Below are 15,073 nucleotides of genomic sequence, written 5' to 3' on the forward strand. Positions count from 1 at the left end.
GCCGCCCCTTGGGCCGGACGCCGCGGGGGGTGTGGCCGGCCGGGGCGCGGTGGCCGGTGTGGAGGGTGCTGTTCAGGGCGGGGCCGTTCTGGGGGTGGCTGTGCGGGGGGTGGACGTGCTGGGTGCGGCCGTGCTGCGGGCGGGGGGAGCCGCCCGGGTCGGTGCGGAGGTTCATCGCTGCGCGGCCTCCGGGGGCGGCTGGTCCGCGGGCTGCCGGCGGTCGGGCGTGGTGTAGGCGACGGGGACCTCGCCGCCGCCGTCCGCGCCCGCCGTGCCGCCGGGCTCCGCCGACGTGGGCGGGTCGGGCGGCTGCTCGGCGGGGTCCGTCGGGTCGGCCGCCCCACCGCCGTCGCCCGAGGGGTCCGGGCCGGGGGCGTCGCCCCCGAAGGAGCCGGGGCCGGGATCCGGCTCGCTCCCGCCGTCCGCAGGGTCGGACCCGGGCACGGTGCCGGGCGTGCCGGCGCCCTCGCCGCCGCGGGCGGGCCCGGGGGCCTTGGGGTCGGCGGGTCCGGGTGCGGCGCCGACGCCGTCCGTGGCGGCGGGCGAGGGGGACGTGGCCGAGGACGCGGACGGGGCCGGGGCGTCCGCGGGGCGGCCCGGGGTGTCCACCTTGCTCGCGGGCCTGCCGTCCTCGGGGGCCTGTATCGGCACCCAGGGCGCGCTCGAATTGCCCGAGAGGAGCGTGGCGACGATGGCCACGGCGTACACCGCGCAGAGCAGGCCGACGAACATGCCTATGCGGCGGTACCTCCGGCCGCGGCGGCCCGTCGCGTCGACGAAGACCGGCCCGTCCGCCGCCCCGCCGACCGGGTCGGGGACCAGGTCCGCCAGGTGGCGCCCCACGCCGTCGATCTGAACGGTGACCTCGTTCGGATCATGGGTGTGTTCCGGCCGGGCATCTTCTCGCCAGGTTTCCATGCGTACGCACAACCCCCCACTCAATGGATCGGGTGCGCGCGCGACTCCGGGTACCCGCCGTTCGATCCGGGCCCCCACCCGTACCGAGCGCTCCCCCTATCACATCGCACCCGAGCGATGAATGTAGCGCACCGGCGTGGCAACCGCTGTTCTCGGTCAGATTTGCTCGGTCATGATCTGGGCGTCCATGGCCGGAACCCAGCCGTTCGCGGGCCTCCGCAGCCACCCTTCGGTGGCCGACAGCTCTGCCGCCGCGCTCCGCAGGGCAGTCACACCGGGATGAATCAGGCCCTTTCGCCACACCAGTGACACGGGTGACAGCGGAACCGGGTCGACCAGTGGCCGCAGCTCGGCACCCGGCATGGCCGGAAAGTCGACAACGGCCAGGACTGGATTTCGCTTCTTCGCCATAATCCGCCCGAATTCTTCCGGCCCCACGGCGAGTGGCGCCGGTTCCGCGACAGCGATGCCGCGCCCCTCGAAGAGCCGGTGCGCGAGATCGGTCCACTCCGGCGTCCGGGGGTTCCCCGCCCCCGCGTACACGGTCTCGCCGGCGAGCGCCGCCAGCGGCACCGCGTCGAGCCGGGTCAGCGGATGCCCCTCCGGCAGCAGCACCGCCATCGGTTCGTACCGCACCGGCTGGTGGGCGAGCGCCGAGCGCAGAGCGGGGTCGAGGCCCGCGTACCGCCCGAAGGAGACGTCGAGGCGCCCGGCGGCGATGTCGGCGGCGGCGCCCGTGAGGCCGCTCTCGTAGCGGGCCATCAGCTCGCACTCCGGGGCGAGTTCGCGGGCCCGCTCCAGGATGCGCGCCGAGACGAGGCCGGGGCTGTTCAGATCGACGAGCAGCGGTCGCCCGGCCGCGGTGAACGCGGCGACCAGCTCGTCCTGCGCCGCGATGACCCGCCGCGCGTGCGGCAGCAGCCGCTCCCCGTCGGCGGTGAGCGTGACCTGCCGGGTCGTCCGCGAGAACAGAGCCGCCCCCAGCTCCCGTTCGAGGCGGCGCACGTCACGGCTCAGCGCCTGCTGCGCCACATACAGCCGGGCGGCGGCCCGCGTGAAGTGCAGCTCCTCCGCCACGGCGAGGAAGGCGCGCAACAGCCGCGGGTCGATGTCGCGCCGCGGGGTTCTCGAAGGTCGTGTCACCGGATGCACCGGGGGAACTTACAACACACGTGCGTGAATCGGCACGGAGAAGGTGTTGGACCCCGCCGCGGCCCCCTGGCCAGGGTGAGACCCATGCCGAAACTCCTCACCCGGCGAAGAAGCGCGCCCGGCCCGCCCCGCCGTCCGCGCACCCCCTACGCCGCCCTCTTCGCGATACCCGGGGCCACCGCCTTCACCGCCGGCAACCTCGTCGCCCGGCTGCCCATGGGCATGTTCAGCGTGAGCGCCGTCATCATGATCTCCGGGGCCCGCGGGTCCTACGCCCTCGCCGGCGCCGTCACCGCGACCGGCCTCGCGGCCACCGCCGTCGTCGCGCCCTGGACGGCGCGCCTCGTCGACCGGTACGGACAGGCGCGCGTCGCCGTGCCCGCCACCCTGACCGCCGCGCTCGGCTCGCTCTCCCTGCTACTCTGCGTGCGCTGCGGAGCGCCCGACTGGACGCTCTTCGCCTCGTACGCGGCGACGGCCACCACCCCCAACACGGGCGGCATGTCACGGGCGCGCTGGGCCCATCTCCTCGCGGACGACCCCGAGGCCGTCCACACCGCCAACTCCTTCGAACAGGCCGTCGACGAGCTCTGCTTCATGCTCGGCCCGGTCCTCGCCGCCTTCCTGTGCGGTGCGCTCTTCCCGCAGGCGGGCACCCTGATCGGCGTGATCCTCCTGGTGACGGGGGTGCTGCTGTTCGCCGCCCAGCGCTCCACGGAACCCCCGCCGCGGGGGCGCGCGGACGCCGCCGGGACCCGCTCGCCCCTCCGCTCCCCCGGGTTTCCCGCCCTGCTCGTCGTGTTCCTCGCCACCGGCGCCGTGTTCGGCTCCCTGGAGGTCGTCACCATCGCCTTCGCCGACGACCGGGGGAACAAGGCCGCCGCGGGCGCCGTCCTCGCCCTCCAGGCCGCGGGCTCCTGCGCGGCGGGACTGGTCTACGGCGCCATGAGACCCCGCGGCCCGCTCGTGCGCCGGCACCTGTTGTGCGGCGCCGCGATGGCGGCCCTGATGACGCTGCCGCTGCTCGCGGTGACCGCCACCGGCTCCCTGCTCCTCCTCTCCCTCGCCCTGCTCGTCGCGGGCATGGCGACGGCCCCCACCATGGTCACCGGCATGACGCTGGTCCAGCGCCGCACCCCCGAGGGGCGCGTCAACGAAGGCATGACCCTCGCCGTGACCGGCCTCCTCGGGGGCATCGCGTGCGGCGCCGCGGGCGGCGGCTGGGCCGTGGAGCGCTTCGGCCCGGCCGCGGGCTACTGGGTTCCGCTGGCCGCCGCCTGCACCGCGCTGCTGCTCAGCAGCGCGCAGGCTTGCGCCACGAGCACTCCACGTCGGCGCCGGGCCCGGCCGCGCGTGCCGAGCGCGGGGTGACCGGCTCGGCCCTGTCGGCGGTCGAGGAGGCGAGGGTCACGACGATCGCGTCCTCCAGGGCCTTCACCGAGGAGGGCAGGTAGTTGTTGAGGATGACGCTGAAGACCAGTTCACGCCCGTCCTTGTCCTTGACGTAGCCCGACAGCGCGGACGCCCCCGTCAGCGAGCCGGTCTTGGCGTGGACGTTGAGGGCCGCCGGGGTCCCGCACATCCGCGAGCGCAGCGTGCCGCCCTCGGACTTGCCGGGCGCGCACGCCACCGGCAGGGACGCGTACCAGTCGGCGAACCAGGGCTCGCCCTTCACCGACCGCAGCAGCTCGATGTACTGGTCCGCCGCCACGTTGTCCTTGCGTGAGAGCCCGGAGCCGTCCACCTGGCGGATCTTGCCGGGGTCGACACCGGCGGTCCTCAGATAGCCGCCGATCGCGGCGACGCCATCGCGCCAACTGCCGGGACGCCCGGTCGCCTTGTGCCCCATGGCCTTGGTCAGGGACTCCGCGTGCATGTTGTTGGACAGCTTCATGAAGGGGACCATGAGGTCCTTGACCGGCATGGAGTCGTGCGAGGCGAGCCGATCCGCGCCCTCGGGCGTGGCCTTCCCCGTCCTGGTCGGGCCGCTCACCCGCACGCCGTGTGCGGCGAGCGCGTCGCGGAAGACGGCGGCGGCGTACCCGGTCGGCTCCCAGACGGTCACCCACTCCTTGGTGGTGTCCCCGCCGGCCGGCGCCGTGCCGCTGACGGTGATGGTGTTCTCACCGTGCCGCCGCTCGACGGCGATGGTGTCGGCGCCGCCCGCCGCGACGGTGGTGGCGCGCAGATCGATGTCCACGTACTCGGTCTTCGGGGTGACGCTCACGCGCGGCCTCTCCCCCGCCTTCGCGCCCGGCGCGACCTCGACGATCACCGTCCCGGTGTCGTAGTCCGTGTCGGGGGCGACGCTGAGGGCGCTGATCTGCGCCGCGTAGTAGGCGGACTCGTCGTCGCCGCCCCATGTGTCGCCGACGCGGTGGGCGTCGAAGCGGGTGTCGTCGGCGACGAGGCGCCCCGAGACCCGCCTGACCCCCGAGTCCGCGATCTCCGCGGCGAGACCGTCGTAGTCCTTGGCCAGCGTCGTCGGATCGCCTGTGCCGCGCAGATACAGGTCTCCATGGAGCACGCTCCCGCGCCGCGTGCCGTCGAGGAGGACGTCGGTGGTGAAGCGGTGGCCGGGGCCGAGCAGCTCCATGGCGGCGGCCGAGGTGAGCAGCTTGGTGTTGGACGCGGGCATGAGGCGCCCGCTGGGCCGGTGCTGGTAGAGGATGTCGCCGGACGCGGCGTCGGCGACCACGACACTGGCCGTGCCGCCCTCCATGCGGGGGTCGCCGAGAATGGTGTCGATGGCTTCGGGGAGCCCGGACCGGTCGGAGTCCGCCCCGGCCGGCGGCCCGAAGGAGAGGCCGGCCGCCGCGACGGCGAGCACGGCGGGCCAGATCCAGTGGCGCATGCGGTGGTTGACGCGTCTCACGGGTCTACTCATGACCCTGGAGCATCCCCGACCCGGCCGCGTCGCGACAGACCCCGCTCCGCACGGAACGGAGAAACGGCACGGAAAAAGCCCCCTGGTCCGGGGACCGGGGGGCTCTGACCTCACATGGGAATTGTGGAGATGGCGGGAATCGAACCCGCGTCCAACGGTGCAGAATCAGGGCTTCTCCGTGTGCAGTTCGCTGCGATTTTCTCGGCCCCGGCGATCACGCGAACAAGTCGCCGACGGGCCCAGTCACTGTTTGATTTCCTTCAAGGTCCCGTGACCGGGCCTAGAAGTTTAGTTCCCTAGCTGATGCCAGGATCCGGGTCGGGAACAGCCCCGGGCTGACACTTCGCAAGTCGCTACTTAGGCAGCGAGGGCGAAGGAATCGCGCTTGGTGTTGGCGATTATTTGTTGCGACATATGGTTAACGAGATCATTGCCGCTTCCTCGACACGCTTCCCCTGCTTCGACATCCGCTGTCGAAACCGATCATCCCCATGTTGATTTTTCAAGGTGGATCCTCCGACCCGCCCCGCGGCGGACCTTCGCATCCGGGTGCCCCGTCACCAGCGGAGCAAGACCCATCGTACGTGACCAACGCACGACGGTGCCAGCCCATTCCCGCGGACGGGCGGACCGGCGGGCCGACTGGCCGACTGACCGGCCGGCGAGCGGGCTAGCCGATGCCCTGGCGCCGCCGCACCGCCGAGATCGCGCGGTTCGTCTCGCGGGTGTCCTGCTTCTCACGCAGCGTCTGCCGCTTGTCGTACTCCTTCTTGCCCTTGGCCAGGGCGATCTCCACCTTGACCCGGCTGTCCTTGAAGTACAGGGAGAGCGGCACGATCGTGTGGCCCGTCTCCTTCGACTTCGACTCCAGCTTGTCGATCTCCGCGCGGTGCAGCAGGAGCTTGCGCTTCCGCGTGGCGGAGTGGTTGGTCCAGGTGCCCTGCACGTACTCCGGGACGTGGATGTTGTGCAGCCACGCCTCGCCGTGGTCGATGTGGACGAAGCCGTCCACCAGGGAGGCCCGGCCCATGCGCAGCGACTTGACCTCGGTGCCCATCAGCACCAGGCCGCACTCGTAGGTGTCCAGGATGTGATAGTCGTGCCGCGCCTTCTTGTTCTGCGCGACGATCTTGCGGGAGGGGGCCTTCTCAGCGGCCTTCGCGGCCTTGCGCTTTACCTTTTCCTTCGCCATAGTGCGGCCATTTTCGCACTAGGAGGGGGGTCCGAGGCCAGTCAATACTGTCTCGGCCCGCGCTTCGGCGCCGTCCTCGGCCTCCAGGTCCGGTGTGATGCCCCGGCCGTCCACCGCCCGCCCCGATGGCGTGCGGTAGTGCCCGACGGTCAGTTCGGCGACGGAGCCGTCGGGCAGGCGGCTCGGCATCTGGACCGACCCCTTGCCGAAGGTCCGCGTGCCCACCACCACCGCGCGCCCCCGATCCTGCAGCGCGCCCGTGAGCAGCTCGGCCGCGCTCATCGTGCCGCCGTCGACGAGCGCGACCACCGGTCTGCCGGTGTCCCCGCCGCGCTCGGCGTGCAGAGCCTTCTCCTCGCCCCGCACGTCGTACGTGGCGACGAGGCCGCCGTCGACCAGCGCGGACGCCGCGGTGACCGCCTCCGACACCAGCCCGCCCGAGTTCCCGCGCAGGTCCAGCAGGATGCCGGCGCCCTCGGGCGCCTCGCGCACCGCCTCCCGCACGGCCTCGCCCGACCCCTTGGTGAACGCGTCGATTTTGATCACCCTCGCCCCGCGGGACAGCTCGGCGACCCGCACGGAGTCCGTGGACAGACGCGCCCTGCGCAGCGTCTCGCTCCACGCGCGCGTGCCGCGCTCCAGGCCCAGCTCGACCGGGGTCCCCGCGCGGTCGCCGCGCAGCAGGGAGACGACCTCCGTGACCGGTCGCCCCGCGACGCGCCTGCCGTCGACGGAGCGCAGCCGGTCGCCCGCGCGGATGCCGGCCAGGGCCGCGGGCCCGCCCTCGCTCACCCGGGAGACCTCGATGCGCCCGTCGGCGGCGCGGCGCGCCCACAGGCCGACGCCGGTGTAGGCGCCGTCCAGGGCCTGCTCGAACTTCTGGAACTCCCCGTGCGAGTACACCGAACCCCAGCGGTCCCCGCTGCGGCTGACGGCCTCCTCGGCGGCCGCCTCGGCGGACTTGCCGTCGGCCATGGCCTCGGCGGCGGCGTCGGCCGCGTCACCGGCGGCGCCGCCCAGCGGGGCCGCGGCGTCCGGACGTACCGAAGGGGTGGCCGTTTTCCGGCCCTCGTCCGCCTCGTCGCTCCAGGACCCGGTGGCGGCCCCCGTGACGAGGACGCTCGCGAAGACCAATGCCAGGGCGGCCCCGCGGCGGACGCGGCGGGGCGGTGAGAGCCGGTCCACGAACCGGTCGAGGCCTGACATGCCGGTGAGTCTAGGACAACGGGGAGCGCCGTACGGCTCGTTGAACCGTACGGCGCCCTGTTCCGCTGAACGTACTTGTCACACCTTGAGGTACTTGCGCAACGCGAAGAACGCGGCGAGCGCCGGCATCAGCAGGCCGATCGCGAGCACCAGCGGCAGCTTCGCGAGGACCGCGTCCCAGCCGATGAAGTTGATGAGGTTGATCTTCTCGGAGAGCGCGAGACCGTGGTCGATCATGAAGTAGCGGCCCACGACGAGCATTCCGCAGGCGAGGCCGCCGCCGATGAGACCGGCGACCGCGGCCTCCATGATGAACGGCATCTGGATGTAGAAGCTGGACGCGCCGACGAGGCGCATGATGCCCGTCTCACGCCGACGGCTGAACGCGGAGACGCGCACGGTGTTGACGATCAGCATCAGCGCCACCACGAGCATCAGCGCCATGACCGCGACCGCCGCCCAGTTCATGCCGTTGAGCAGTTCGAAGAGGTTGTCCAGATAATCCTTCTGGTCCTGCACGGACTGCACGCCGTCACGGCCCGAGAAGGCGGTGGCGACCACCTGGTACTTCTCCGGGTCCTTCAGCTTCACACGGAAGGACTCCTGCATCTGGTCCGGCGTCAGGGAGCTGGCCAGCGGCGAGTCGCCGAACTGCTCCTTGTAGTGCTTGTACGCCTCGTCCGCCGACTCGTGCTGGACGGTGTCCACGACCGGCATCTTCTTCAGATCCGTGAGGATCTGGTCCTTCTGCTCGTTCGTGACGGCGCCCTTGGCGCACTTGGGGTCCTGCTCGGCGTCGGCCTTGTTGCAGAGGTAGATCGAGACGTTGACCTTGTCGTACCAGTAGCCCTTCATCGTGCTCACCTGGTCACGCATGAGCAGCGAACCGCCGAACAGGGCGAGCGAGAGCGCTACGGAGACGATGACCGCGAAGGTCATCGTGAGATTCCGGCGGAGACCGACGCCGATCTCCGACAGGACGAACTGGGCGCGCATGGCGGCCTTTCAGTGGATCAGGTGGATCGAGTGGATCAGACGTGCGGGCGGACACGGACGCCGGGCGTCCGTGTCCGAGAGTTCGCAGCTAGTGCTGGTATCCGTACACGCCGCGCGACTGGTCGCGGACGAGACGGCCCTTCTCCAGCTCGATGACCCGCTTGCGCATCTGGTCCACGATCTGCTGGTCGTGGGTGGCCATCACGACGGTGGTGCCGGTCCGGTTGATCCGGTCGAGCAGCTTCATGATGCCGACGGAGGTCTGCGGGTCGAGGTTGCCGGTCGGCTCGTCGGCGATCAGCAGCTTCGGGCGGTTGACGAACGCGCGCGCGATCGCCACCCGCTGCTGCTCACCGCCGGAGAGCTCGCCGGGCATCCGGTCCTCCTTGCCGCCGAGGCCCACGAGATCGAGCACCTGGGGCACGGACTTGCGGATCTCGCCGCGGGACTTGCCGATCACCTCCTGCGCGAAGGCGACGTTCTCGCCGACGGTCTTGTTCGGCAGGAGGCGGAAGTCCTGGAAGACGGTGCCCAGCTGGCGGCGCATGTGCGGCACCTTGAAGTTGGACAGGCGCGCCAGGTCCTTGCCGAGGACGTGCACCTGGCCGTGGCTGGTGCGCTCCTCGCGCAGGACGAGCCGCAGGAAGGTGGACTTTCCGGAGCCGGAGGACCCGACGAGGAAGACGAACTCGCCCTTCTCGATCTCCAGGGAGACGTCCCTGAGCGCGGGGCGGCTCTGCTTCGGATAGGCCTTGGAGACGTTGTCGAATCGGATCACGGATGCACCACGGGTTGCCGGGGGTAGGTGAGCGTGACCATACGCGAACCCGGTGCGCGAGCGCAGTCGGCGTCCTGAGTTGCGCGATTTGTCGTGGTGCGCCCGGGGAACAAAAGGGGTGGGCGCCCTGACGGGCGGCGGCGCGGCGACCGGTCGGAAACCGTCGGAACAGGGCGGGCCGCGCCTAAATCCGCGGAAGCTGGCACAGTGGTAGGGGGAACGATTGCGTTCCCCGTAGCGTTGGGCAGGCTGACACTGTGCGGGAGGAGAAGCGCATGACCCTGGATCGGTTGGTATGCGCGAACTGCGCAGCGCCCGTGAGCGAAGGCCGCTGCCCCGTGTGCCGGGCCAATCGCGAGCGCATGCAGCAGGACGGGCCCTTCGCGGGCCTCAATCCCGCGGCTCTGATAGCGCTGCTCGTGGTGCTCATCGCGGCGGTCGCGCTGCTGGCGCACCAGTCCGCGTAGGGACGACACGCACGCGGCGTCCCGAGCGGGACGCGATGGCGTCCGGAGCCGGACGCGTGAGAAAGGGCCCAGGTCCTCCGCCGGAGGTCCGGGCCCTTCGTCATGTCCGCACACCGCGTACGTCGCCGTACGTAGCTACCGCGTCACCCCGCGGTCAGGCAGCGGCGCCGCGGCTGCCGACGAGGCGCGGCAGGATGCGGAAGCCGATGCCGCCGGCGATCATCGTCGCGGCGCCGATCAGCAGGAACGTGGTCTCGGCGGCGCCGGTCTCGGCCAGCTCGCCCTTCTCGCCGCCGGCCTGGTTGCTGCCGCCCTGCTCGACGGGCTTGGAGCCGGTGTCGGTCAGGCTGTCCTTGCCCTGACCCTGCTCGACGGGGTTGGAGCCGCCGTCGGGGCCGGGGCCGGTGTCGCCGCCGCCGGTGCCGCCGCCGTTGCCACCGCCGCCGGTGCTGCCACCGTTGCCGCCACCGCCGGTGTTGCCGCCGTTGCCGCCACCGCCGGTGCCGTTCCCGTCACCCGGGGCGGTCGGGTCGGTGGTGGGCGGGTCGGTGGGCTCACCCGGGTTCGTGGGCTCCGGGTCCGGGTTGGTCGGCTCGGGGCCCGGGTTCGTCGGCTCCGGGTCGGGGTTCGTCGGCTCCGGGTCCGGGCCGGGGATCGTCGGGTTCGGGTCGGTCGGCTCCGGGTCGGGGTCCTCGTCGCCCGCGGCCGGAAGGTCCACGTCCACACCGACGCCGCTCTCGTCCGCGTGGGCGCCCGCGCCCACACCGCCGAGGTCGACGCCGACGTCGAGGGCCGAAGCGGCACCCGCGGCGGTCAGCGAGGCACCGGCGGCGATCACGGCGCCGGCGGCTATCCGCGCGACACGGATCCGCGTCTTCTTGGTCATCTGGCTGCTACCCCCAGTAGCTGAAATCGTCGGTGAGGCAGCGTCCGGGGCGGCGATCGCAGGGGCGCTCGATCAGCCCCCACAGATCCCACGCGCCCCACGAATACGCATGCCGCGCGCCAGCCTTTCCACTTTTGACAGCAGCGTCAAGGTCGTTGCGGGCGCGATGTCCGTTATCGAGGGGGTTGACCGTCCTACGGAGATGTGACTGTGACGTAAAAGGCAACTGCCGCCTTTGCGGCGGCAGTTGCCTTGTCGATAAAGCCGCTCAGGGCCGCTTTTACTTCTCCTGCTGCTTGCGCCAGCGAATTCCGGCTTCGAGGAAGCCGTCGATCTCGCCGTTGAAGACGGACTCGGGGTTGCCGACCTCGCACTCCGTCCGGAGGTCCTTGACCATCTGGTACGGGTGCAGGACGTACGAACGCATCTGGTTGCCCCAGGAGTTGCCGCCGTCGCCCTTGAGCGCGTTCATCTTCGCCTGCTCCTCCTGGCGGCGGCGCTCCAAGAGCTTCGCCTGGAGGACGTTCATCGCGGTCGCCTTGTTCTGGATCTGCGAGCGCTCGTTCTGGCAGGAGACGACGATGCCGGTGGGGATGTGCGTCAGGCGGACCGCCGAGTCGGTCGTGTTGACGCCCTGGCCGCCGGGGCCCGAGGAGCGGTACACGTCGACGCGCAACTCGCTCTCGTCGATCTCGATGTGGTCGGTCTGCTCGACCACGGGCAGGACCTCGACACCGGCGAAGGAGGTCTGGCGACGGCCCTGGTTGTCGAAGGGCGAGATGCGCACGAGGCGGTGGGTGCCCTGCTCGACCGAGAGCGTGCCGTACGCGTACGGCACCTGGACGGCGAAGGTGGTCGACTTGATGCCGGCCTCTTCCGCGTACGAGGTCTCGTAGAGCTCCGTCTTGTAGCCGTGGCGCTCGGCCCAGCGCAGGTACATGCGCTGGAGCTTCTCGGCGAAGTCGGAGGCGTCGACGCCGCCGGCCTCGGCGCGGATGGTGACGACGGCCTCACGGGAGTCGTACTCCCCGGAGAGGAGGGTCCTGACCTCCATCTCGTCCAGCGCCTTCTTGACGGCCGTGAGCTCGGACTCGGCCTCGGCACGGGTGTCCGGGTCGTCCTCCTCCTCGGCCATCTCGAACAGCACACCGAGGTCGTCGATGCGACCGCGCAGCGCCTCGGCCTTGCGGACCTCCGCCTGGAGGTGGCTCAGCTTGCTGGTGATCTTCTGCGCCGCCTCGGGGTCGTCCCAGAGGGACGGGGCGGCCGCCTGCTCCTCGAGCACGGCGATATCGGCCCTCATCTTGTCGAGGTCCAGGACGGCCTCGATCGACTCCATGGTCGAGGAGAGGGACTTGAGCTCTTCGGATACATCGACGACTGCCACGACTCCAGCGTAACGGCTGCGGCAACCGTTTCCCTCCGGGGTGGGTCCGGCCCCCGGGCCCGCGCCTACGGGGCCGGAGGGGCGGAGGTGCTGGTGTCCGGGGGCGCGGCCTCGTCGTCGGAGGTGGCCACCCACGTGCCCGCGGCGGCCGCCGCCACCAGCACCGCCCCCGCCACGCCGAGCGTGATCCGGCGGCGTCGCGCGGAGGCCCGGTGCTTCGCGGAGCCCGGCCGCGCCGCTCCCGAGGCCCGCGGGGCGCGTGCCGTGCCGCGGGCGCCGCCGGCCAGCTCGTCGGGGCCCGGCACCCGCATGGAGGTGTGCGTGTCGCGGTTGGAGTCGGCGGGCGCGGCCCCCGGCACCAGGGGCACCGCGCCCCGCCGGGGAGCGGCCTCGCGCGGCTCGGGGTCGGACTCCTCGTGCGCCGCCTCGGCCGGTGAGGCCTCGGTGTCCGGCTCGTCGACGTCCAGCGGCGGCATCCCCGCGACCAGCGGCAGCAGCTCCCGCAGGCGGGCGGCCAGCTCGGAGGCGCGCAGCCGGGACGCGGGGGCCTTGGCGAGGCACTGGACGATGAGCTGCCACAGCTCCTCGGGGATGCCCGGCAGGGGCACCACGGTCTCGGTGACGTGGCGCCGCAGGATCGCCCCGGGGTGGCCGCCCCCGAAGGGGGTGAAGCCGGCCAGGAGTTCGTACAGGACCGTGGCGAGGGCGTAGATGTCGACGGCGGCGCGCGGCGGCAGGCCCTCGATGATCTCGGGGGCGAGGTAGTCCGGGGTGCCGATGATCTTCGCGGCGCGGGTCCTGCGCGGGGAGTCGATCAGCTTGGCGACGCCGAAGTCGGTGAGCAGGGCGGGGTGCGCGCCGCCGGGTCCGAGGGGGCCCTGCATGTCCAGGAGGACGTTCTCGGGCTTGACGTCCCGGTGCACGATGCCCGCGGCGTGCGCGGCGGCGAGGCCGTCGGCGACGTCCGCGACGATGGCGACGGCCGCCTCGGGGGCCATGCGCCGCTCGCGGTCGAGGCGGGTGCGCAGATCGGTGCCGCGGACGAGGTCCATGACGAGGGCCAGGTCGTTGCCGTCGACCACCAGGTCGTGGACGCCCACCACGCGGGCGTGGTCGAGGCTGAGCAGGGCCGTGCGCTCCTGCACGAAGCGGCCGACGAGTTCCTGGTCGGAGGCCAGGTCCTCGCGCAGCAGCTTGATGGCGACGGGGCCTTCGGGCCCCTCGCCGAGCCACACCGTGCCGGCGCTGCCACGGCCCAGGATCTGGTGGGCGGTGTACCGGCTGCCGATCTTGCGCGTCAAGACTGCTCCTACGGATGCGTGTTGGCGACAAAACTACGCGGCCTTGCCGCCAACCTTCACTCCGGGAGCGGAAATCACTCCGCAGGTGTCGACAAATCCCCACACCGAGCCGGGGATCGTCGCTCCGGGACGCGTCGCGCTACTTGCCGCCGAGGTCCCCGACCCAGCCGCTGACGGTGTCGTACCAGTCCGTGAGCTGCTCCCAGTAGCCCTTCGTCGTCCCGATCCACTCCTGCAGCGGGCTGAACTCCCAGACCAGCCAGCTCACGACGAAGAGGATGACGATCGTGAACAGGCAGCCCTTGAGGCAGCCGAGGCCCGGGATCCTCATCGGGTTGGCGCTGCGCTGCCGCGGCTGGCGCGGCTCGCGCGCGGGGCGCGGGGCGGGCTGCTGGGGCGGCGGGGCCTGCGGGGGCGCCGCGTACTGCTGGGGCCGGTGCTGCGGCTGCTGCTGCGGCGCGGGCGCGTACTGCTGCTGCGGGCGCCGGTCACGGGCCTGCCCGCGGGGCTGCTGCGGCGCGTACTGCTGGGGGTGCTGCTGCTGCGGCTGCTGCTGGGGCCTGGCCACCTGACGCTGGGGGCGGCGGCGCAGCGGGTCCTGGCTGGGGTCGAGGTAGGACTGGACCTGTGTCTGTTCGTTGCGGTCGCGGGCCGCGCGCATCTGGTTCTGCCAGGGGTGCGGCTCGTTCGGGTCCGCGCCGGGGTCGTTCGGCGGCACGGGCGGCATGACCGCGGTCGGGTCGGCAGCGCCCCGGTTGTTCGGCAGCACGGAGGTCGGGTCGGCGTCGCCGGGGCCCTGGCCGTGGCCGGTGCTCTGCATGACGCTGGTCGCCGCGTTCGGGTCGTACGAGCCCGCGTTGCTCGGCAGCACCTGCGTGGGGTCGGCCGCGCCGGGGGCGTCGGGGACGTGGGCGGGCGCCGGGTCGGGCGTCAGCAGGGCACCGACGCCCTCCGCGGCGGCGATCTGCGCCGGGGTGGAGTGCACGCCGATGCCGTCGGCGACCGTGCGCAGCCCGCGGGCGAGGTTCTCGGCGCTGGGGCGGCGGTCGGGGTCCTTGTCCAGGCAGCGCTCGATGACCGTCCACAGGGGGTCCGGCACGGTGGAGGGGCGGCGCGGCTCGGCGCTGAGATGCTGGTGCAGGACTTCGAGCGCCGAGTCGCCGCTGAACGGCGGGCGGCCCGTGACCAGCTCGTACAGCAGGATGCCCGCGCCGTAGACGTCGACGGCGCTGGTCTGCGGACGGCCCTCGGCGGACTCGGGCGCGACGTACGCGGGCGTGCCCACGAACTCATGGGTCCTGGTCAGGCCGGGAGAGTCCGCGAGGCGGGCGATGCCGAAGTCCGTGAGCATCGGGTGCATGCCCTCGCCGTCCTGCTTGAGCAGGACGTTCGCGGGCTTCAGGTCGCGGTGCACGACGCCGTCGGCGTGGCTCGCGGCGAGCGCGTCGGCGATCTGGGCGGTCAGGAGCGCCGCGGCGACGGGCGTGAACGGTCCGTTCTCGCGCAGGTAGCGGTGCAGGTCCGGGCCGTCGACGAGGTCCATGACCAGAGCGAGGAGGTCGCCCTCGACGACCAGGTCGCGCGTCCTGACGATGTTCTCGTGGGTGAGCCTGAGCAGGACGGACCGCTCCCGCAGGAAGCGCATCACGACGTCCGCGTCGTTGGCGAGCTCTTCCTTGAGGACCTTGATCGCGACGGTCTCGCCGGGCTGGCCGGGAACGGCCGCCTCGGCACCCGCCGTCTCCCGCTGGCGGGCTCGCCAGACGGTGCCCGTGGCGCCGCGCCCGAGCGGCTCCTCGAGCAGGTACTTGCTGCCTACCGGCCGCACGTCATGCGCTCCCTGCTGGTCTGGCTGGTCCCGTCCGGACGCCGATGCGGCCCGGGGGTCTCTTCCCGAAAGATG

General features: G+C 72.2%; 13 protein-coding genes and 1 other RNA gene. 2 read left to right on the forward strand and 12 right to left on the reverse strand.

The genetic code is table 11. From position 1 onward, the window contains the following. Positions 1 to 171: 171 nt before the first annotated feature. Together DCW30_RS06780 and DCW30_RS06785 are read right to left on the reverse strand one after the other, a co-directional pair. On the reverse strand, positions 172 to 843 hold the full coding sequence (locus tag DCW30_RS06780; RefSeq protein WP_129299885.1) for a hypothetical protein: 672 nt from the start codon (positions 841 to 843) through the stop codon (positions 172 to 174). 231 nt (positions 844 to 1,074) lie between these two features. Then, positions 1,075 to 2,061 (reverse strand): LysR family transcriptional regulator, encoded by a 987-nt coding sequence (locus DCW30_RS06785; protein ID WP_237283426.1) that lies wholly within the window; start codon positions 2,059 to 2,061, stop codon positions 1,075 to 1,077. 93 nt (positions 2,062 to 2,154) lie between these two features. Here DCW30_RS06785 and DCW30_RS06790 point away from each other — a divergent pair, with 93 nt between their 5' ends. Next, positions 2,155 to 3,441: an MFS transporter gene (locus DCW30_RS06790; RefSeq protein WP_079250111.1), complete on the forward strand. Its 1,287-nt coding sequence runs from the start codon at positions 2,155 to 2,157 to the stop codon at positions 3,439 to 3,441. On the opposite strand, the gene dacB is transcribed toward DCW30_RS06790, so the two are convergent. The 6 genes from dacB to ftsE all read right to left on the reverse strand — a co-directional run bounded on the left by dacB (position 3,365) and on the right by ftsE (position 9,129). Then, the gene (gene dacB, locus DCW30_RS06795) at positions 3,365 to 4,957 is read right to left on the reverse strand and encodes a D-alanyl-D-alanine carboxypeptidase/D-alanyl-D-alanine endopeptidase (RefSeq protein WP_076685876.1); all 1,593 of its coding nucleotides are present in this window, start codon (positions 4,955 to 4,957) and stop codon (positions 3,365 to 3,367) included. The genes DCW30_RS06790 and dacB overlap by 77 nt on opposite strands. Before the next feature lie 121 nt (positions 4,958 to 5,078). Then, positions 5,079 to 5,448: a transfer-messenger RNA gene (ssrA, locus tag DCW30_RS06800) on the reverse strand. A gap of 179 nt (positions 5,449 to 5,627) precedes the next feature. Next, a complete protein-coding gene (gene smpB, locus DCW30_RS06805; RefSeq protein ID WP_062781425.1) occupies positions 5,628 to 6,149 on the reverse strand; it encodes an SsrA-binding protein SmpB in 522 nt (173 codons plus the stop codon). Between the two features lie 18 nt (positions 6,150 to 6,167). Next, a complete protein-coding gene (locus tag DCW30_RS06810) occupies positions 6,168 to 7,355 on the reverse strand; it encodes a S41 family peptidase (RefSeq protein ID WP_076685875.1) in 1,188 nt (395 codons plus the stop codon). Positions 7,356 to 7,433: 78 nt separating this feature from the next. Further along, a complete protein-coding gene (gene ftsX / locus DCW30_RS06815) occupies positions 7,434 to 8,351 on the reverse strand; it encodes a permease-like cell division protein FtsX (protein WP_062781429.1) in 918 nt (305 codons plus the stop codon). An 88-nt stretch (positions 8,352 to 8,439) separates the two neighbouring features. Continuing rightward, complete coding sequence (gene ftsE / locus DCW30_RS06820) at positions 8,440 to 9,129, reverse strand: cell division ATP-binding protein FtsE (protein WP_062781431.1); 690 nt, start codon at positions 9,127 to 9,129, stop codon at positions 8,440 to 8,442. A gap of 275 nt (positions 9,130 to 9,404) precedes the next feature. Between ftsE and DCW30_RS06825 the strand changes: the two genes are divergently transcribed. Further along, complete coding sequence (locus DCW30_RS06825) at positions 9,405 to 9,596, forward strand: hypothetical protein (RefSeq protein WP_062781434.1); 192 nt, start codon at positions 9,405 to 9,407, stop codon at positions 9,594 to 9,596. 154 nt (positions 9,597 to 9,750) lie between these two features. On the opposite strand, the gene DCW30_RS06830 is transcribed toward DCW30_RS06825, so the two are convergent. From DCW30_RS06830 to DCW30_RS06845, 4 genes are all read right to left on the reverse strand, one after another. Then, complete coding sequence (locus tag DCW30_RS06830; protein WP_076685873.1) at positions 9,751 to 10,482, reverse strand: LPXTG cell wall anchor domain-containing protein; 732 nt, start codon at positions 10,480 to 10,482, stop codon at positions 9,751 to 9,753. Between the two features lie 280 nt (positions 10,483 to 10,762). Then, the gene (gene prfB, locus DCW30_RS06835; protein WP_062781438.1) at positions 10,763 to 11,869 is read right to left on the reverse strand and encodes a peptide chain release factor 2; all 1,107 of its coding nucleotides are present in this window, start codon (positions 11,867 to 11,869) and stop codon (positions 10,763 to 10,765) included. A 65-nt stretch (positions 11,870 to 11,934) separates the two neighbouring features. Beyond that, a complete protein-coding gene (locus DCW30_RS06840; RefSeq protein WP_076685872.1) occupies positions 11,935 to 13,170 on the reverse strand; it encodes a serine/threonine-protein kinase in 1,236 nt (411 codons plus the stop codon). Positions 13,171 to 13,309: 139 nt separating this feature from the next. Beyond that, positions 13,310 to 14,998 (reverse strand): serine/threonine-protein kinase, encoded by a 1,689-nt coding sequence (locus DCW30_RS06845; RefSeq protein ID WP_076685870.1) that lies wholly within the window; start codon positions 14,996 to 14,998, stop codon positions 13,310 to 13,312. Positions 14,999 to 15,073 lie beyond the last annotated feature (75 nt).

The organism is Streptomyces alfalfae, assembly GCF_004127445.1.
Lineage (GTDB): Bacteria > Actinomycetota > Actinomycetes > Streptomycetales > Streptomycetaceae > Streptomyces > Streptomyces alfalfae.

What these genes read in the sequence shown, in the direction of transcription:
- DCW30_RS06830 (WP_076685873.1), bottom strand. Translation starts at nt 10,482, where the DNA reads ATGACCAAGAAGACGCGGATCCGTGTCGCGCGGATAGCCGCCGGCGCC.
- DCW30_RS06825 (WP_062781434.1), top strand. Translation starts at nt 9,405, where the DNA reads ATGACCCTGGATCGGTTGGTATGCGCGAACTGCGCAGCGCCCGTGAGC.
- DCW30_RS06790 (WP_079250111.1), top strand. Translation starts at nt 2,155, where the DNA reads ATGCCGAAACTCCTCACCCGGCGAAGAAGCGCGCCCGGCCCGCCCCGC.
- ftsX (WP_062781429.1), bottom strand. Translation starts at nt 8,351, where the DNA reads ATGCGCGCCCAGTTCGTCCTGTCGGAGATCGGCGTCGGTCTCCGCCGG.
- smpB (WP_062781425.1), bottom strand. Translation starts at nt 6,149, where the DNA reads ATGGCGAAGGAAAAGGTAAAGCGCAAGGCCGCGAAGGCCGCTGAGAAG.
- dacB (WP_076685876.1), bottom strand. Translation starts at nt 4,957, where the DNA reads ATGAGTAGACCCGTGAGACGCGTCAACCACCGCATGCGCCACTGGATC.
- DCW30_RS06810 (WP_076685875.1), bottom strand. Translation starts at nt 7,355, where the DNA reads ATGTCAGGCCTCGACCGGTTCGTGGACCGGCTCTCACCGCCCCGCCGC.